Origin of the sequence: Duganella sp. Root198D2 (assembly GCF_001428585.1) — a bacterium.
Classification (GTDB): domain Bacteria; phylum Pseudomonadota; class Gammaproteobacteria; order Burkholderiales; family Burkholderiaceae_D; genus Rugamonas.
On record NZ_LMIC01000051.1, the window covers coordinates 60,062 to 76,685 of the forward strand.

Sequence of the window (16,624 nt, forward strand, 5' to 3'; positions counted from 1 at the left end):
TCCGGAATGCGTATACTGCCGGAGCTTTTATACGTTCAGGGGACTGTTTTGACTAAAAAACTCGCACTTCCGGCAGCACTGCTACTCGCTTTTGCACCCGCCATGGCCGACGAAGGCCAATGGCAGCCGCACCAACTGCCGCAACTAAGGGCGGAATTGCAGCGCATCGGCATCACCATCCCGGCCGAACGCCTGGCCGACCTGTCCAAGCATCCGATGAGCGCCATCGTGTCGCTGGACGGCTGCTCCGCGTCGTTCGTGTCCCCTGAAGGCCTGGTGGTCACCAACCACCACTGCGCATACGGCGCCATCCAGCGCAATTCGACCGCTGAAAAGAACTACATCGCCAACGGCTTCCTGGCCAAGACCCGCGCTGAAGAACTGCCGGGCGGCCCGACCACCCGCGTCTACGTGACCGACAAGGTGGAAAACGTGACAGAGCGCGTGAACGGCGGGCTGGACAAGTTGACCGGCAAGGATCGCCACGCCGAAGTGAAAAAACGCATCAAGGCGCTGATCGCCGATTGCGAAGCCGACAAGAACTACCGTTGCTCCGTGCCGGCTTTCCATCGCGGCGCCGAGTACTACCGCATCCGCCAGATGATGATCAAGGACGTGCGCCTGGTATACGCGCCGCCGGAATCGATCGGCAACTACGGCGGCGACATCGACAACTACGAGTGGCCGCGCCATACCGGCGACTATTCCTTCCTGCGCGCCTACGTCGGCAAGGACGGCAAACCTGCCGAGCCATCGCCGGACAATGTGCCGTACAAGTCGAAGGACTTCCTGGTGGTTTCCGCCGAAGGCCTGAAGAACGGCGATCCGATCCTGCTGGCAGGCTACCCTGGCCGCACCAGCCGCTACAAGCTGCCGGTCGAGATCCGCTACGCGCGCGACCTGAGCTACCCGATGATGGTGGCCGACTACCAGGCCGACCTCGATGCGATCGCCGCCGCCACCAAGGGTAAGGAAAATGACGTGGTGCGCTACGCCAGCGTGGTCAAGTCGATCAACAACCGCATGAAGAAGACCCAGGGCCTGCTGGACGGCTTCGCCCGCAAGGACATCGCCGCCATCAAGGACAAGCAGGACGCGGATTTCCGCACCTGGTACGGCAAGCAGCCCAAGTCTTCTCCAGCCATGCTGGCCGAACTGGATGCCGCCATTGCCGCCGACATGGACTTGAGCGACGACGAATTCGCCTACGGGGTGGCGACCTACAGCGACTTGCTGAAATCCGCGCGCACCGTGTATCGCCTGGCGCTGGAAAAGCAGAAAGCCGATGCTGACCGCGAGCCGGGTTTCCAGGAGCGCGACATCGCCAACATCAAGGCGCGCCTGAGCCGCCTGGAGCAGTCGCTGGTTCCTGCGGTCGACCAGGCCCGCTACGTCGCCGGCCTGCAGCGCTACGTCAAGCTGCCAACCAAGGCGCATCCACAGTGGCTGGACAACCTGACCCCGGCCTTGGCCGACGTGCCAGGCATGTACCAGAAGACCGGCCTGGCCGATACCGCCACCCGCCTGGCCTGGATGGAGAAGGCACCGGCTGACTTCGAGCAGTCGAGCGACCCGTTCATCAAGCTGGCCGTGCGCATGCATGGCGTAGCCATGACGCTGGAAGAGCGCCGCAAGGAAGTCGACGGCAATCTCGAGAAGATCATCCCGCAATACATGGCCGCCGTGATCGCGTGGAAGAAGTCGCAGGGCAAACCGGTCTACCCGGACGCCAATTCCACCTTGCGCGTGACCTACGGCACCGTGTCGTCCTACCCGGGCCGCGACGGCATCACCAAAGGTCCATTCACCACTGTGGAAGGGATCCTTGAGAAGCACACCGGCAAGGAGCCGTTCGACGCGCCGAAGGCGCTGATCGATGCGGTCAAGGCCAAGCGCTACGGCCAGTTCAAGGACCCGGTGCTGGGCACCGTGCCGGTCGACTTCCTGTCCTCGGCCGACACCACCGGCGGCAACTCCGGTTCCGCCATCGTCAACAAGCGCGGCGAACTGATTGGCTTGAACTTCGACTCCACCTACGAGTCGATCACCAAGGACTGGTACTTCGACCGCGACATCACGCGCGCCATCCACCTGGACGTGCGCTACATGCTGTGGGTGATGAAGGAGGTTGACCATGCGGACAACCTGCTGAAGGAAATGAGCATCAAGTATCCGCAGAAGTAAGCAGAAAAAAGGGGCTCGTAGAGAGCCCCCTTTCGTTTTTGGGCAAATCTCTTAAACCCACTTAAACACTCTTATTCGCCCTTGTTTGCTCTTAAATCGGCGTACTTTGTTTCGTAAGGTCATCGCCTGCGGACCTTCGGAGCGCTGCGCTCCATTCTCATAATGGCAAGCTCGCGTTTTCGCCGTGGCTTTCCTGCTCATGGCATAATCCGGCCTCATCCAAACGCAATTACATGAACGAAACCATCTCCCTGTTCGGCCTGGCCACCACCAATCCATTGGAACTGGTGTCGTTCGTGCTGTCCGTGCTGACCGTGTGGCTGAACATCCGCCAGAACCACTGGGCCTGGCTGTTCGCCATCGTGTCCTCCGCGACTTACGGCGTGGTGTTCTTCGGCGCCAAGCTGTACGGCGACGTGGCGCTGCAAGGCGTGTTCATGACGGTGTCGTTCTGGGGCTGGTACCAATGGCTGCACGGGAATCACGGCCAGCAACTGGGCGTCTCGACGCTGAGCGCGCGCAGCCGCGTGCTGTCGGGCGTGGCCTGGCTGGCAGGCTTCGGCATCCTGGCCTGGTTCCTGCGCCGTTTCACCGACACCGACGTGCCGAACGCCGACGCCTTCCTCACCGCCGGCAGCCTGGTGGGACAAGCCCTCCTGTCGCGCAAGAAAATCGAAAACTGGCACGTCTGGATCATCGTTGACGTGCTGTACGTCGCACTTTACGTGCACAAAGGCCTGATGCTGACGGCCGTCCTGTACGGCATGTTCGTCGCCATGGCCATTGCCGGCCTGCTGGCCTGGCAGGGCAGCAGCGAAGAACCGGAAGAAGCAGTCGTCTGGAAATGAAGCAGCCTTACCGCGTTGCCATCATCGGCGCCGCAGCCTCCGGCAAGACCACACTGGCACAGGCGCTGGCCGAGCGCTACGGCGCCATCTGGGTCCCCGAATACCTGCGCGAATTCTGCGACGCGCGCCAGAGCGTGCCGGTATCGACCGACCAGTTCCACATCGCCACCACCCAGGTGGCGCGCGAAGACGCGCTGGCCGCGCAGGTCGGCCGCTTCCTGTTTTGCGATACCACCCCGCTGATGACGGCGGTCTACAGCATCCATTACTTCGGCGGCATCGACGAGCAGCTCGAAAGCCTCGCGGCGTCGCGCCAATACGACATTACCCTGGTCTGCAAGCCTGAATTTGCATGGATTCCTGACGGTCTTCATCACGAAGAGGAAGATGTCAGCGGTATCATTGACTCGATCCTGCTCGACGAGCTGGCCCGGCGCGGCGTGCCCTACACGCGCATCTCGGGCGGCCTCGAAGAGCGCCTGAAGCAAGTAGCTCAACTCCTGGGAGGTTGAAGCATGAAAAATCTGCTCGCGTGGGCCGCCATGCTCCCCCTGGCGGCGTTTGGCGAGACCGGTTATTACATGGTCACCACCTATGATGTGGAAGGCCAGGCTTCAATCGACTACAAGTACTGGAACGCCCACTACAAGAATTTGCGCAACACGGCCAGTCCGGAAATCGGCATCGGCTATGGCGTGACGTCGCGCTGGTACACCGAATTGACTACGCAATGGTTCCAGCGCGACGGCCGGCAGACGCGCAATACCGGGGTTGAATGGCAAAACGACTTTCTGCTGACGCAAGGGCAGTACGAGGTGGACGTGGCGCTGCATACCCTGGTGGAGCGCGCCAGGCGGCGTGACAACGGTTACGCGGTGGAGTTCGGCCCGGTGCTGCAAATGCAGGCCTGGCGTACGCAGTTGAACTTCAACCTGTTCTTCCAGCGCGAAATGGATAACGGGGAGCAGAACGAAACCGAACTGGCCTACCAGTGGCAGGTCAAGCAGCGCTGGAAGCGCTGGTTTTCGCCCGGCCTGCAGGGCTTCGGCGAAGTAGGGAAGTGGAATGACTGGCTGCCGTCGAAAAAACAATCGCACCGCGCCGGCCCGGCATTCTTCGGCGAAGCGGGCCACTTCAAATACGAAGCGGCCTACCTGTTCGGCAGGAATTCAGGACGCGCAGCGAATTCGTTCTCGATGCGCGCCCAGTACCTCTTTTAGAAGTCCACCTGCGCCGACAGCATGAAGCTGCGCGGCGATCCAGGGAACAGGTAGCCGCCCAGTTCCGGCGTCACATCACGCCAGTAGAACTTGTCGAACGCATTCTTCACCTGCGCACGCAAGATCACCGCCGAACCACCCACGCGCGTGGCGTAAGAGGCGCCCAGATTCACTACATGGTACGACGGCACCATGGTCTTGTTCTCTTTGTCGAATGCCTTCTTGCCTGCGAACTGCCAGTTCGCGTTCAGCTTCAGGCCGGGAACATCGCTCACAGCGTAATCGGCCCAAACGGTCGACTTGACGTTCGGCACGTTGGTCACGCGCTTGCCGTCGACGTCCGCCAGGCCGGTGCCTTCCTGCTCGGTGTGGATCGCAGCCATCGATGCGCCCAACTGCAGCTCGCGGCTCACCTTGCCCTGCGCGCTGAATTCCAGGCCGCGGTGGCGTTCCTGGCCGCTGCGCACGAAGGTATTGGTGGCCAGGTCCGTGAACTCCAGGCCCTGGTCGATCTGGTACAGCGCGGTCGACAGCGTGATGCCGTTGACTTCAGCCTTGGCGCCCAGTTCCACCTGCTTCGATTTGCCCGGAGCCAGCGCATGGTTCTCGTTCTCGGTCTTGAATGGCGCCACGCCGCCGTACTGCAGGCCCTGCGCGTAGTTCACGTAGTAGGACAGCTTGGCGCTCGGGCTGAACACCAGCGCCACATTCGGCAGCCAGAAATTCTCGCGCACCGGCGCGAACTGGCCCAGTTCATTGCGGCGCAGCGATGCGTAGCGCACGCCGGTATGCAGCGCCAGTTGATCGGTCAGGCCGATAATGTCCTGCACGTAGGCGGAGCGTTCATGATCGTTGCGGCGCTCGGAAACCGCACCCACGTCTTTGCTCGACATCGGTACCGCGACCGGGCGATAGATGTTGCTGACGCCAGCAAATTCATACACATAATCGCCCCAGCTCTCGCGGTTGCTAAAGAAGGACAAGCCCGCAGCCAGTTCATGACGGATCGAACCGGTCGCAAAGCGGCCATTCAACTGCGCCTTGGCGGACAGCGGTTTCTTCTCTTCACCCAGGCTGCGGTAGTCGTAGACGTCGTAGTCGCCGTTGCTGCAGAAGCCGGGCCACAGCAATTCGTTCCCGCAGCCGTAAGGGAAGGCGGTGTAATCGTCGCGCTTGAAACGGTGCTGGTTGGCGCTCAGTGTAGCCTTCCACTCCGGCGAAAGCTGGTACTGGAAGCTGACGCCGATATTGCTGGACTCCGTTTCTACAGGCTTGGCCCAAGGCTGATCATTCAGGAAGGTCGCAGCATCGACCACCGGCAGGTTGGTGCCGCCAATCAGCTGGAAGCCTGGCGCCGATTTTTGCGATTTCTTCTGGTAGTCGGCGTCGATTTGCAGCAGCGCCTGCGGGCTGATGCGGAAGTCGAACGCGCCGGATACGAAGCTGCGGTGGCCGTCGGCACCCTTGATGATGGAGCGCATGCGCTCACCCGCGGCATTGATGCGGTAGCCGAAACGGCGGTCTTCGAAACGGCCGCCCAGGTCCATGGTGCCCAGCACCGAACCGCGCTCGCCCACGGCAAACACGGCGCTGCGCAGATTGTTGTCGGTTGGGCGCTTGGTCACATAATTGACCACGCCGCCCGGCGCCGCAACGCCAGCCTGCAGGCCAGCCAGGCCGCGCAGCACTTCGATACTCTCCTTGTTTTCCAGCGGGATCTGGGCGTCGCCGGAAATCGCGTGGCCATCCTTGCGGTAGGAGTTGGCGTTATTCAGCTTGAAACCGCGGATGGAGAACTGCTCGGCATAGCCGACCGCGTTGTAGGCGTCGCCGATGCTGGCGTCGAACTTGACGGCATCGGTGGTGCTGAAAATGTTCAGGTCCTGGATCTGTTCGCGGGTTACCACGCTGACGGAAGCAGGGGTCTGCAGCAAGGGCTGCTCGCTGAAACCGGCCACGGAGGCGCGTTCGGCCGCAACGCGGTTGGCGGTGATGACCACTTCGGTCATTTTCTGGTCCTGCGCAAAGGCGGCAGGGGCGAAGGCGGAAGCTACGGCCAGTGCGGCCAGGGTAAGGCGGTATTGAGTCATTTTTGTGCTCTTGCTGTATGTTGCGCCAGCGGGAGAGCACGAGGGGTGAGAGCGGGGCCCCAGGCTGCGGGACCTTCAACCATCTACGCTTTCCTTCGCTGGCATTATCCAGATCAGGTTCGGAGGGTATTTCTCACCCCGCGCACATGCGCGAGGACCCCTAGCGAGGCGGTATTGTACTACAGGCTCAATTGCAGCGCCTTGCGCACGTCGCCAGGCGTGATATCGCGGCGCTCGCCCAGGCCCGTCAGGCCGGCAGCTTCCAGGGCGGCGACAACGGCGTCGATCGCCTCCGAACCCAGGCCATAACCGGACAGGCGGGTCGGCACGCCCATCTGCTCGAAGAAGGCGCGCGTGTTGCCGATGGCCGCGTCGATACGCTCATCTTCGCTGCCTTTGCCGGCATGCAGGCCCCATACGCGCTCGGCATATTGCAGCAGCTTGCCGCGCTTGGCTTCGCGCCGAATCTGCAGCACGCCCGGCAGCGCAATCGCCAGCGTCTGCGCATGGTCCAGGCCAAACAGCGCGGTCAGTTCATGGCCGATGCCGTGCGTCGCCCAGTCCTGCGGCACGCCGACGCCGATCAGTCCATTCAGCGCCATGGTGGCAGTCCACATGATGTTGGCGCGCACTTCCACGTCGTCCGGGCGCGCCAGTACTTGCGGGCCCAGTTCCAGCAAGGTTTGCAGCAGGCCTTCGGCAAAACGGTCCTGCACCGGCGCGTTGGCCGGATAGGTCAGGTACTGTTCGGTGGTATGGACGAAGGCATCGACCACGCCGTTGCCGACCTGGCGCAGCGGCAGGGTCAGCGTCTTTGCTGGATCCAGTACGGAGAAGCGCGGATAAACGTGTGGGCTCATGAAAGCGCGCTTTTCCTGCGTCTCTGCGCGGCTGATCACGCTGGCGCTGTTCATTTCCGAACCGGTCGCCGGCAAGGTGAGCACGGCGCCAAAGGGCAGGGCGGCCTTCACTACCTTGCCGCCGATTTTCAGGATGTCCCAGGCATCGCCGTCATACGCTGCAGCGGCGGCAACAAATTTTGTACCGTCGACAACAGAGCCGCCGCCCACTGCCAACAGGAAGTCGACGTTCTCGCGGTGGATCAGCTCAACAGCTTTCATCAGCGTTTCATAGCGCGGATTCGGCTCGATACCGGCGAACTCCAGTACCGGATGTTCCAGGCCCGCCAGCGCAGCGTGCACTTCGTCGTAGGTACCATTGGACTTGATACTGCCGCCGCCGAAGAGCATCAGCACGCGTGCATTGGAAGGAATATGTTTTGCCAAGGAGGCAATTTGACCCACGCCGAAGATCACGCGGGTTGGATTGTGGAATTCGAAATTTTGCATAGTGCCGCGAATTATCGCGCAAATCTCACCCATCCGTGCGACACCCCGCCGGACGCCTTGCTACACTTGAGAAATCCGCGCCGCAGGCTGACAATGCGTGTACCCGCATGCCTAAGGAGAGTGAGATGACGCAGGAACACGTGGTCGAGCCGCGCGATTATTTGAATGCCCAGGTGCTGGACATGCACCGGGCACTAACGTCGCTGAGTGAAAAGATCGAAATGCTGGATATGCATAACCAGCGCATCGAAACGTGCACCGATCCCGAGCTGAAGCTGGTCATGGCCAGCCATCGCGATGCCACGCGCAAGCAGATCGCGATGCTGCTGGAATGGGTGCGCCGGCGCGACCCGAAAATGGACAAGGAAATGAAGGACGCGCTGTTCAAGGCGGGACCGATCGCCGCGCAATACCACTACGAATGATGTCCTGGTATCGCGCTGCAAACAGAAAGGAAGTCGATGAAGTTGCAGCCGTACCGGGAGGGCAGCTGGTTTGCCATCCCGCTTGGAAATGGCGGCTATGCCACCGGACTGGTGGCCCGCCTGTCACCGCAAGGAAAGGTCATGCTGGCCTACCTGTTCGGACCAACCCACTGGACGCTGCCGACCCTGGCGGACGTGCAGCCGTTGACGCCGAACGATGCGCTGAAAGTGATCCGCACCGGCGACATCGCTGTGGCTAACGGGCGCTGGCCGGTGATTGGCAACAGCATTGGCTTCGAGCGCGGCGACTGGCCGGTGCCGATGTTCATCCGCCGTGCCGACGCCCTGAAGCGCGCCTGGCAAGCAACCTACGGCGACGACCCGGCCAAGCCGGAACGCGAGGTATCCGTGCCATACGACACGGACGGGTTGGAGAGTGATTCGCTGTTTGGCTACGGCTCTGCGGAACTGCTCATGACCAAATTGCTGGAGTAGGGGGACCCCTATGTACACGGGCGGCTGTTTTTGCGGCGCAGTGCAGTACGAAGCAGACGCGCCGGTGTTGAATTGCACCTGGTGCCATTGCTCAATGTGCCGCCGCCTGTCCGGCGCGCCCAGCGTGGCCTGGTTCAGCGTGCCGCGCACCCAGTTTCGCTACGTGCGGGGCAAGCCCGCCATCTACCATTCCAGCCCCGGCGTGACGCGCGAATTCTGCGGTACATGCGGCACCCATCTCACCTTCGCCGACGACAGCACACCGGGGGAAATTGACATCACCACTGCCAGCCTGGACGACCCTGAAGCGCTGCCGCCGCAAGACCACACCTTCGCCGACAACCGGTTGCACTGGGAACCGATCTGCGACGACCTCCCACGCTACCGCCGCACGCGCCGCGACGGCGCCCTCGAGCGCGCATAGCTGTACCAAGGTGGGCAGCCCGCCCGGCCCGTATGGCGTTTCCGCTGAAATGCCTCGCTATTTGCCATTATAACTAGCTGGCATCGAGTTGATTTAACCAATCTTCGAACCACTCAAGCGGAAGGCGCACTTGGAGAAAGTCGAGATTCTGCAGTTCTTCCAACGTATAAGTGTTCGCCAGATACAGCCCCCATTGGGCATCGACATCGGCCGCTACACGGATAGCGACATCCATCGTATGGACCGTCTCGATGTCAAGCATCGCCATGTGAAACCGTTCGCACCAATGTGCTACGTCTTGATGCGAGATTTTGCCTTCGTTCGGCGTCACCGCCCAAGACAATACTGAGCTTAATGATTCGACTGTGAAGGGAAGGTCGATCTTCTTCGAAACCGATTCGCTCCACGAACCCACTAATTTATTTCGGCCATGCTTCTTGCCGGGCTTAAAAGTATGGTCAGTCATGGCGCTTGCCGCTTTGGGCGGGATAGTGATCATCGTCGATACCAGTCCTTGGGTTCTTCAAAAACAGCCGAATTGAATGGATACAGGGCAGCACTCACATATGCATATCTAAGCTCTACATTGAATTGATTGCTCGAAATCTTGAACTGACCATCTGGTCCGAATGACGCCGCCACATCGAGATTGCCTTCATGCGCAGCGCCGGATATGGATAACTTGTTCAGGTCAAAAAAGGACAGCCGCAACTGGACGCTGTCGTTGCCATTCTCAGCCCATCGCCCGGGACTAGGCTCGGGTAGTTCAGCGAAGTTCAGGCTGACATGAAAATCGCCAGCTTGACCAATAACTATCTGTGCCAGGTGCAACCGGTCGAGCGAAGGTGATCTCCCTCCAAATGGATTGGCCAGCGCAGCTTTGTTGTCGAGATATTCGATCCAGTTTAAAAATCTTTCGTCCATGTTCCCTCGAACAGTCGAATGTAAGGCTCAGCGGTAATCCAGATTCACTGCGTCGGACGATGTGATTGTGGGCATGGCTCAATGCAAACAGGGTGACCGCAACTAAACGGTCCTCGGACGTTTTGAATCTTCGGGCAGATTCTGGTAGCCAGCGCAGTTAAGACTACCAAGCTACGGCGAGACGCGTCCATCTACGTCGCGTGCCAGTGGCGCACCATCGCATCGCAAACGATTTGAACATTTACTGATTTGATCCAGCACTTCCACAACCGCTTGTGTTACGGCTGCAGGGTGGTCTCCCTGTATGCCGTGCGACGCAGCAGGTACAACACGTTGCTTACCCAGGGTTGATAGCGCTGCGATCTCCTTATGGATTTGCTCGTTCTCGTCTTCCATGGCCTTGTTGACGGCGCTTTGCGGTTTGGATGGGTCCATGTAGGGACTCACGCCGCGCGTCAGTACTACCAGTGGAAGGTCGCCAAATGGCTTGCGTAAGGCACGCAATTGTTCGTTACTTGTCGCAAACGCATTGGCTTCGTCGACACGGGTGCGCCAATACGATTTCGTCATCATCATCGCCTTGACCTGCTTGCCCAGCACTGGGCCGAAGTGTTGCGATGGATTTCCGGCGCAGCTGGCGGCCGCGTTGCTTCGGGGCGTAAACCCCTTTGTTGCGGCCTGCAGACATTGTTTATCATGCTCCTTGACCATCTCATAGACCTTCTCCAGGAGGCCTTGTGATGCCTTGTTACTGCGCATGGTCTCGTCCTCGCTCTGAGGTTCGACCAGCACCAATCCCTTTACCTCCCCGGGGTAGCGATAGGTATATACCTGCACGTTACTTCCGCCCAACGAGTTTCCAACCAGCAGGTATGGAGGCTTGATGTCAGCCGCTGATAACGCCCGGTGCAGATCATCTACAGCATTCTCCGACGTATTGGGACGCGGTGAAGAATCGCTGAAGCCGAAGCCTGCGCGGTCATAAATGCAAGAACGCGCATGTTTGGCCACCTCGGGCTGCACTTTGAACCAGTTCCAGCCTGCATCGCCTGCGGGACTGTCGAAGATGACCGTAGTGGCGCCTTGACCTGAGCAATAGAGGTTTATCTTGCGCCCGCCAATGTCAACCTGCTGATGTGGCTTGGCAAACGTGGCAGCGGAAGACCCATCTGCTGCCGCGTTCGCGAATAGCGGCAAACAAAGGGCCAAAAAACAAAAGCGGGACTTGATTCGAGCATGCATCTTCACTGCTGCCTGGCAGTAATTCTGGGTCATTTTTTGAAGCGCTCCATGTCTATCAGTTCGAAGTTGCCCATTCTTTGGAGAGTCGGAGCGAATGTTCCCCACAGCTCCTTCGTCGTGCCTGCGATCGAGACGACAGCGATGTCCATACCGTCGCTGCCCCAGAAGAGTGAGTAGCGAATGTGGTGGGGACCTTCCACAGTTTCGAGACAAACGCGGGTGAGCAGCCCTTGATCCTTCTCTGCGCAGGACTGAATGACCTGGACACCCTTCTTCTTTGCCGCAACAAAGTCGAGGATGAATTCCTTTGCAGTCTTGCCGGTACCTTCTTTGACGCCAACGAAGGTCTGGACCCGAACCCCGGTCGTATACGGACGATTACCGCTACTGTCTTCTCGCGAGATCGTCCACATATACATCGAGCCGTGGTGACCTTCGGAATAAAACCACGACTTCGGGCGTTGAATCTTTCCGCCGGTAGGCTCAAGAATCTGCGTTACGAACTCGGTTGACGGCGATTCGGCGAAAGCCGGGGTTCCAAATGCGAGGGTGGCGAATGCGAATAATGTCTTCATGCGTATAGGGTTTCGTCGAGCCCGGTGCGGCTGACAGAACGGTCTAGCTGCAGGCGGCAGCTCTTGTCAACAATAGGTGGCGCTCCTGCTCATTCTGCGTAAGTTTCGCGGCGCGTTCGAATTCAAAGCGCGCTTCGGGCAGGCGGTTCAGCTTGAACAGGAAGTCGCCCCGCACGCTTGGCAGCAGGTGGTACTGCTTGAGCGCCGGCTCATCCACCAGTTGGTCTACCAGCTCCAGCCCGACCGCCGGCCCATAAGCCATGGCCAGCGCCACAGCGCGATTAAGTTCCACCACCGGCGAGGGGGCACGCGTGGCCAATGCAAGGTACAAGTCCGCGATCTGCTGCCAATCGGTGTCCTCGGCCCGTCGCGCGCGGGCGTGGCAGGAAGCGATGGCCGCTTGCAGCACATACGGCCCGGGTACGCGATCCAGGGCCTGCGCCCGCTGCAGCGCCGCCAGTCCGCGCCGGATCAGCATCTGGTCCCAGCGCGTGCGGTCCTGCTCCAGCAACAGCACCGGCTTGCCTTCGGCATCGGTGCGGGCGCGCGAGCGCGATGACTGGATCTCCATCAGCGCCACCAGGCCATGTACTTCCGGTTCGCCCGGCACCAGTTCGGCCAGGATGCGTCCCAGCCGCAGCGCTTCGTTGCACAGGGCAGGGCGCATCCAGTCGGCGCCAGCGCTGGCGGAATATCCCTCGTTATAGACCAGGTAGATCACCTGCAGCACTGCGCCGAGGCGCTCTTCCCGTTCGACGCCGCGCGGCACTTCGAACGGCACCTTGGCCTCGCCCAGCGTGCGCTTGGCGCGCACGATGCGCTGTGCCACGGTCGTTTCGGAGGCCAGGAAGGCGCGCGCGATTTCATCGGTCGTCAGGCCGCCCAGCAGGCGCAGGGTCAGCGCTACGCGCGCTTCCATGGTCAGCACCGGATGGCAGGAAATGAAGATCAGCCGCAGCAGGTCATCGCCGATATTGTCATCGAGTTCGCGCTCCAGGTCCGGCGCAGCATCCTGCAGCAAGCCTTCAATTTCGTAAGTCAGCTCGGGCTCTTTTTCGTGCACCAGTTTCTGGTGCCGAAGGTAGTCGAGTGCCTTGTTCTTCGCCGCCTGCATCAGCCAGGCGGCTGGCCGGTCGGGCGTGCCGTTCTCCGGCCAGGTTTCGAGCGCGCTGACCAGTGCATCCTGCGCCATTTCTTCCGCCAGCGCGACGTCGCGCAGCATGCGTGTCAGGACTGCGATGATCTTTGCTTCTTCAATGCGCCAGACAGCGTCGATGGCGCGGTGGATGCTGTTGTCGTTCATGCAGCTACTTTACCATCAAGGCCATGGCTGCGTGATAAACTCGGCAACTTTTCCAATAATGTATCAGGGCGATGAAGAAGAACGTAGCGACAATCCGTGATGTGGCAGCCGCCGCAGGGGTATCCACTGCCACGGTTTCCAAGTTCGTCAACGGGGCGCAGCGCTTCTCGCCTGCGGTCGAAGCCCGCCTTACCTGCGTCATCGAGGAACTGGGCTACCGCTCCAACCCCATGGCGCAATCGATGATCACCGGCCGCACCAGGGCCATCGGCCTGTCGGTGCTGGACATCACGAACCCCCATTACGCAAGTGTTGTGAAAGGCGCCAACCGCGTGGCCCAGGCCCACGGCTACACCTTGCTGCTGGTCGATACCGAAGAAACGCCGGAGCGCGAGCGGCAGTTGCTGGAAGCCCTGAGCCGGCGCGTGGACGGCATGATCGTCTATTCCCGCACACCGGAGGAGGAATTGGGCTGGCTGCTGGCGCTGGACCGTCCGTCTGTATTTTTCGGCCGCCCGGACTGCATACAGCTGCCCTCCGTGGCCAGTGACGACCAGCTGGGCGCCTTCATGGTCACGCGCCACCTGCTGGCACAAGGCCACAAAAGCGTCGGCTATATGGGCTTTCCCAATTCGCGCCGCAATCCCGAGCGCATGGCAGGTGTGCGGGAAGCTCTCGCGGCGCAAGGCCTGGAGTTGAGTGAATTCGAAGCTGAAGCGCCTACTTCGATCGCAGGCGAGAAACTGTGTTCCTCGATCGTATTGGGCCGGCAGCCGCCCGACGCCCTGGTCTGTTTCAACGACCTGCTGGCGCTAGGCTTCATGAAAGCCGCGCAAACCTTGGGCTTCCGGGTTCCAAACGATATTTCCGTGGTCGGCTTCGACAATATCCAGTTTGGGAATTTCGTCTCGCCCGCCCTTACCAGCGTTGACCTGAATAGCGAACAAATGGGTGCAGCGGCGATGGAGAAACTCCTGGCATCGATCGAAGGCCAGGAAGTCGAGCCCCTTACGGTAATCAACGCGCAGCTTGTGCTGCGCGCCTCCACCGCAACGCGCGCCTGAATTATTTTTTTGCGCGCGAAGCGCTTCGTCTGCGCGGAGTCTTTTGAGCCTGCGCAGGGGGCGTTAGATAGACGACTATTCCGTTCGCGCGTTCATGGCGCCACACCGGCAAAATCCAGTGAATGAAATCGCTGGCTGACCATGCGATAATTCCAATGCCCATCCAGGCAAGAGGTATCGCCACCAGTTCGTAGACCGGTTCCGCTTCAAAGTAGAAGATCCAGACAAGAAGTATAAGTGCCGGGTACAGCAAAGCGAGCCAGACGATGTAGCCGAGCAGGTTGTGCTCTCGACCTTCTTTGGCGCTGGGTCCCATGAAACAGGCGACTTCCCCACGCGTGAATAGATGCGATGCAATCGGTTCCCGCAGCCACTGGTCTTCCCGGCCCGAGATGCGCACGACGCGCCAGGTCAACAGGCAGGTCAAATTCACTAAAATGAAGAACGCGCGCGCCGGTGCGGGCTGTGGGTCGAGAGTGAACGCAATAATCAAGGCCGGGGCCAGGCACGATAGCGCTGCAGGAAGCATGAAAAGGGCGCCGATCAACACCATGCGTGTTACGTACCGTGCCGGAGTTTTCAGAAGTGATCCTATGACGAAGATACAAGGTGCCTGGGCAACCAGATACTTGTACGCCGCCCAAACTTCGTCCCATCCAACTACAGGTATGGCCAGGGCTGCGCCGAAGGTGGCCATAAGGAGCCACCACCCAGCGCCAAGATGCCATATGTTTTGTTTCTCGCTCATGCGCCATGTTGGCACTGGCGCGGGAGGGAGCCATTGATAATTGGCAAGAAGCCGTCGCACCGGGAGGCGCGACGGTGGTTTGCTTTAATTGGCGGAGGCGACCTTGCGCAGTTCTACTTCCATATCGCCCGGGTTAGGGTAGGGGTAGGACTTGACCCAGGCGATAACGTCATCGCGTGACGCCGCATCTACCGCCCAATAGCCGGCAATCAGTTCCTTCACTTCGGCGAACGGACCGTCGGTGATGAAGGGTTTGCCGCCGCTGAACTTGACGCGCGCACCGCGCGCGGTGGACTTCAAGCCTTCGCCCGACAATGCAATACCAGCGGCGACGCCGGCATTGTTGGCGCGGTTCATGATGTCGATCACCACGGCAGGCGGCTCGAAGTCCTGCTCCGCTACAGCATCGGAGCGCAGCAGGATGGCCCAGGCGGCATGCTTGGGCGCTTCGCCGGTGTCGAAGCCTACGCAGCCGCCGGGGCAGCCGGCTTCGCGCACTTCGACCACGGCGCAGCCTTCAGCATCGGCCGAGGGCCAGCGCGCAGCCAGTTCGCTGGCGGCGCGGCGGTCTTCGGCTTCGATGAAGGTGAAACCGGCCACGCTCACGTCCGCAAACGGGCCTTCTTCGTACAGCCACTGGCCGTCGCGGCGGCGCATGCGCAAGCCGCCGTCGGCACTGGAGCGCAGCCATTTGGCACCCGGTACGGCCTGCACCAGTTCAGCGGACGGGAAGTTGTCCTTTTCCGACGCGGCGTCGGCCTTCCGAATAACCATGTACTGCATTGAAGTCTCCTTTATACGGGCGCTGCGATCTTGCTCGCGATGCGCGCTTCCTGTTCACGCAGTTCAGGCGTGAACTCGGCGCCGAAATCCTCGGCCTCGAACACTTGGCGGATTTCGATATCTGAGTCGCTTTCCATCGGATTGGGGCAGCGCTTGACCCATTCGATGGCTTCAGCCAGCGACTTTACCTGAATCAGCCAGAAGCCCGCAATCAGCTCCTTGGTTTCCTGGAACGGGCCGTCGACGACGGTGCGTTTGCTGCCCGAGAAGTGCACGCGGGCGCCGCGCGAACTTGGGTGCAGGCCTTCGCCGGCCAGCAGCACGCCGGCATTCACCAGTTCCTCGTTGAACTTGCCCATGGCTTCGAGCAGTTCGGTTTTCGGCATCTTGCCCGCTTCGGAATCCGGGGTGGCTTTTACGATGAGCATGAATCGCATGTTGTCGGTCTCCTCAGGCTTTGCAGTCAGGTGATTTGTCCATCATTTCCTTCATCCCTTCCTGCATCTGTTCGGGCGTCAGGTCGCGCTTGTGGGTGGCGATCGACCAGCTGTGGCCGAACGGGTCGACCAGCACGCCGTAACGGTCGCCCCAGAACATGTCTTCCGGCGGCATCTTGGCGGTGCCGCCGGCGTCGATGGCGCGCTTGTAGGCGGCGTCGACATCTTGCACGTAAATGTGCAGGGTCACCGGCGTGCCCTTGTAGTGTTTCGGGCCGAAGCAGCCTGCGTCAGGGAAGTCGTCGACCAGCATGATGTGCGAATCGCCGATGCTGATCTGGGCGTGCATGATCTTGCCGCCCGGGCCAGGCATGCGGGCGTTCTCTACCGCGTTGAAAGCTTTTTTGTAGAATTCGATAGCGGCTGCGGCGCCTTCGCACACCAGGTGCGGGGTAACCGTGTGCATGCCTTCTGGAATCGCTTTGACAGTCATGGTCATTCTCCATTCATTGT

The 16,624-nt window shown here is 60.5% G+C and carries 19 protein-coding genes and 1 riboswitch; of the genes, 8 read left to right on the top strand and 11 right to left on the bottom strand.

Annotated features, from left to right (window positions below):
- Positions 1 to 48 precede the first annotated feature (48 nt).
- The 4 genes from ASE26_RS28570 to ASE26_RS28585 all read left to right on the top strand — a co-directional run bounded on the left by ASE26_RS28570 (position 49) and on the right by ASE26_RS28585 (position 4,252).
- On the top strand, positions 49 to 2,184 hold the full coding sequence (locus tag ASE26_RS28570; protein WP_373922096.1) for a S46 family peptidase: 2,136 nt from the start codon (positions 49 to 51) through the stop codon (positions 2,182 to 2,184).
- A gap of 233 nt (positions 2,185 to 2,417) precedes the next feature.
- Positions 2,418 to 3,032, top strand: coding sequence for a nicotinamide riboside transporter PnuC (gene pnuC / locus ASE26_RS28575; protein ID WP_055935785.1), 615 nt, complete (start codon positions 2,418 to 2,420; stop codon positions 3,030 to 3,032).
- Positions 3,029 to 3,544, top strand: a complete 516-nt coding sequence (locus ASE26_RS28580) for an AAA family ATPase (protein WP_055935788.1) — start codon at positions 3,029 to 3,031, stop codon at positions 3,542 to 3,544. Before pnuC ends, ASE26_RS28580 begins: the two co-directional genes overlap by 4 nt.
- A gap of 3 nt (positions 3,545 to 3,547) precedes the next feature.
- Positions 3,548 to 4,252 carry a hypothetical protein gene (locus ASE26_RS28585; protein ID WP_057247365.1) on the top strand — a complete coding sequence of 235 codons (705 nt, stop codon included), beginning with the start codon at positions 3,548 to 3,550 and terminating at the stop codon, positions 4,250 to 4,252.
- On the opposite strand, the gene ASE26_RS28590 is transcribed toward ASE26_RS28585, so the two are convergent.
- Together ASE26_RS28590 and ASE26_RS28595 are read right to left on the bottom strand one after the other, a co-directional pair.
- Positions 4,249 to 6,342: a TonB-dependent siderophore receptor gene (locus tag ASE26_RS28590; protein WP_055935793.1), complete on the bottom strand. Its 2,094-nt coding sequence runs from the start codon at positions 6,340 to 6,342 to the stop codon at positions 4,249 to 4,251. The two genes, ASE26_RS28585 and ASE26_RS28590, sit on opposite strands and share 4 nt — an antisense overlap.
- Positions 6,343 to 6,415: 73 nt before the next feature.
- A riboswitch (TPP riboswitch) is annotated at positions 6,416 to 6,514 on the bottom strand.
- A 7-nt stretch (positions 6,515 to 6,521) separates the two neighbouring features.
- Entirely contained in the window at positions 6,522 to 7,691 is a 1,170-nt protein-coding gene (locus ASE26_RS28595) for an iron-containing alcohol dehydrogenase (protein ID WP_055935796.1), read from the bottom strand.
- A gap of 125 nt (positions 7,692 to 7,816) precedes the next feature.
- On the opposite strand from ASE26_RS28595, the gene ASE26_RS28600 reads away from it, so the two are divergent.
- The 3 genes from ASE26_RS28600 to ASE26_RS28610 are packed head-to-tail and all read left to right on the top strand — an operon-like array spanning position 7,817 to position 9,035.
- Positions 7,817 to 8,116: a hypothetical protein gene (locus ASE26_RS28600; RefSeq protein ID WP_055935798.1), complete on the top strand. Its 300-nt coding sequence runs from the start codon at positions 7,817 to 7,819 to the stop codon at positions 8,114 to 8,116.
- Positions 8,117 to 8,152: 36 nt separating this feature from the next.
- Complete coding sequence (locus ASE26_RS28605) at positions 8,153 to 8,611, top strand: immunity 26/phosphotriesterase HocA family protein (RefSeq protein WP_055935801.1); 459 nt, start codon at positions 8,153 to 8,155, stop codon at positions 8,609 to 8,611.
- A 40-nt stretch (positions 8,612 to 8,651) separates the two neighbouring features.
- Entirely contained in the window at positions 8,652 to 9,035 is a 384-nt protein-coding gene (locus tag ASE26_RS28610) for a GFA family protein (RefSeq protein ID WP_229207265.1), read from the top strand.
- Positions 9,036 to 9,108: 73 nt separating this feature from the next.
- Here ASE26_RS28610 and ASE26_RS28615 read toward each other — a convergent pair whose 3' ends face one another.
- The 5 genes from ASE26_RS28615 to ASE26_RS28635 all read right to left on the bottom strand — a co-directional run bounded on the left by ASE26_RS28615 (position 9,109) and on the right by ASE26_RS28635 (position 13,079).
- Positions 9,109 to 9,534, bottom strand: a complete 426-nt coding sequence (locus tag ASE26_RS28615; RefSeq protein ID WP_057247366.1) for a hypothetical protein — start codon at positions 9,532 to 9,534, stop codon at positions 9,109 to 9,111.
- Positions 9,531 to 9,959 (bottom strand): Imm50 family immunity protein, encoded by a 429-nt coding sequence (locus ASE26_RS28620; protein WP_057247367.1) that lies wholly within the window; start codon positions 9,957 to 9,959, stop codon positions 9,531 to 9,533. Before ASE26_RS28620 ends, ASE26_RS28615 begins: the two co-directional genes overlap by 4 nt.
- A 171-nt stretch (positions 9,960 to 10,130) precedes the next feature.
- On the bottom strand, positions 10,131 to 11,234 hold the full coding sequence (locus ASE26_RS28625; protein WP_057247368.1) for an alpha/beta fold hydrolase: 1,104 nt from the start codon (positions 11,232 to 11,234) through the stop codon (positions 10,131 to 10,133).
- Positions 11,231 to 11,776, bottom strand: a complete 546-nt coding sequence (locus ASE26_RS28630; RefSeq protein ID WP_057247369.1) for a hypothetical protein — start codon at positions 11,774 to 11,776, stop codon at positions 11,231 to 11,233. The genes ASE26_RS28625 and ASE26_RS28630 overlap by 4 nt, the downstream gene beginning before the upstream one ends.
- Positions 11,777 to 11,819: 43 nt before the next feature.
- The gene (locus tag ASE26_RS28635) at positions 11,820 to 13,079 is read right to left on the bottom strand and encodes an RNA polymerase sigma factor (RefSeq protein ID WP_057247370.1); all 1,260 of its coding nucleotides are present in this window, start codon (positions 13,077 to 13,079) and stop codon (positions 11,820 to 11,822) included.
- A gap of 71 nt (positions 13,080 to 13,150) precedes the next feature.
- Between ASE26_RS28635 and ASE26_RS28640 the strand changes: the two genes are divergently transcribed.
- Positions 13,151 to 14,143, top strand: a complete 993-nt coding sequence (locus tag ASE26_RS28640) for a LacI family DNA-binding transcriptional regulator (protein WP_055935830.1) — start codon at positions 13,151 to 13,153, stop codon at positions 14,141 to 14,143.
- Between the two features lies 1 nt (position 14,144).
- On the opposite strand, the gene ASE26_RS28645 is transcribed toward ASE26_RS28640, so the two are convergent.
- The 4 genes from ASE26_RS28645 to ASE26_RS28660 all read right to left on the bottom strand — a co-directional run bounded on the left by ASE26_RS28645 (position 14,145) and on the right by ASE26_RS28660 (position 16,610).
- The gene (locus ASE26_RS28645; RefSeq protein ID WP_055935833.1) at positions 14,145 to 14,891 is read right to left on the bottom strand and encodes a hypothetical protein; all 747 of its coding nucleotides are present in this window, start codon (positions 14,889 to 14,891) and stop codon (positions 14,145 to 14,147) included.
- A gap of 84 nt (positions 14,892 to 14,975) precedes the next feature.
- Complete coding sequence (locus ASE26_RS28650; RefSeq protein ID WP_055935837.1) at positions 14,976 to 15,674, bottom strand: YciI family protein; 699 nt, start codon at positions 15,672 to 15,674, stop codon at positions 14,976 to 14,978.
- Between the two features lie 11 nt (positions 15,675 to 15,685).
- Positions 15,686 to 16,111, bottom strand: coding sequence for a YciI family protein (locus ASE26_RS28655; RefSeq protein ID WP_055935840.1), 426 nt, complete (start codon positions 16,109 to 16,111; stop codon positions 15,686 to 15,688).
- 13 nt (positions 16,112 to 16,124) lie between these two features.
- Positions 16,125 to 16,610, bottom strand: a complete 486-nt coding sequence (locus ASE26_RS28660; RefSeq protein ID WP_057247371.1) for a VOC family protein — start codon at positions 16,608 to 16,610, stop codon at positions 16,125 to 16,127.
- Positions 16,611 to 16,624 lie beyond the last annotated feature (14 nt).

Bases quoted from the DNA above. Each gene is read 5' to 3' on its own strand.
- ASE26_RS28635 (WP_057247370.1), bottom strand. From the start codon at position 13,079: ATGAACGACAACAGCATCCACCGCGCCATCGACGCTGTCTGGCGCATT.
- ASE26_RS28585 (WP_057247365.1), top strand. From the start codon at position 3,548: ATGAAAAATCTGCTCGCGTGGGCCGCCATGCTCCCCCTGGCGGCGTTT.
- ASE26_RS28615 (WP_057247366.1), bottom strand. From the start codon at position 9,534: ATGATCACTATCCCGCCCAAAGCGGCAAGCGCCATGACTGACCATACT.
- ASE26_RS28640 (WP_055935830.1), top strand. From the start codon at position 13,151: ATGAAGAAGAACGTAGCGACAATCCGTGATGTGGCAGCCGCCGCAGGG.
- ASE26_RS28655 (WP_055935840.1), bottom strand. From the start codon at position 16,111: ATGCGATTCATGCTCATCGTAAAAGCCACCCCGGATTCCGAAGCGGGC.
- ASE26_RS28650 (WP_055935837.1), bottom strand. From the start codon at position 15,674: ATGCAGTACATGGTTATTCGGAAGGCCGACGCCGCGTCGGAAAAGGAC.
- ASE26_RS28600 (WP_055935798.1), top strand. From the start codon at position 7,817: ATGACGCAGGAACACGTGGTCGAGCCGCGCGATTATTTGAATGCCCAG.
- ASE26_RS28595 (WP_055935796.1), bottom strand. From the start codon at position 7,691: ATGCAAAATTTCGAATTCCACAATCCAACCCGCGTGATCTTCGGCGTG.
- ASE26_RS28660 (WP_057247371.1), bottom strand. From the start codon at position 16,610: ATGACCATGACTGTCAAAGCGATTCCAGAAGGCATGCACACGGTTACC.
- ASE26_RS28590 (WP_055935793.1), bottom strand. From the start codon at position 6,342: ATGACTCAATACCGCCTTACCCTGGCCGCACTGGCCGTAGCTTCCGCC.
- ASE26_RS28580 (WP_055935788.1), top strand. From the start codon at position 3,029: ATGAAGCAGCCTTACCGCGTTGCCATCATCGGCGCCGCAGCCTCCGGC.
- ASE26_RS28625 (WP_057247368.1), bottom strand. From the start codon at position 11,234: ATGACCCAGAATTACTGCCAGGCAGCAGTGAAGATGCATGCTCGAATC.
- ASE26_RS28630 (WP_057247369.1), bottom strand. From the start codon at position 11,776: ATGAAGACATTATTCGCATTCGCCACCCTCGCATTTGGAACCCCGGCT.
- pnuC (WP_055935785.1), top strand. From the start codon at position 2,418: ATGAACGAAACCATCTCCCTGTTCGGCCTGGCCACCACCAATCCATTG.
- ASE26_RS28605 (WP_055935801.1), top strand. From the start codon at position 8,153: ATGAAGTTGCAGCCGTACCGGGAGGGCAGCTGGTTTGCCATCCCGCTT.
- ASE26_RS28620 (WP_057247367.1), bottom strand. From the start codon at position 9,959: ATGGACGAAAGATTTTTAAACTGGATCGAATATCTCGACAACAAAGCT.
- ASE26_RS28645 (WP_055935833.1), bottom strand. From the start codon at position 14,891: ATGAGCGAGAAACAAAACATATGGCATCTTGGCGCTGGGTGGTGGCTC.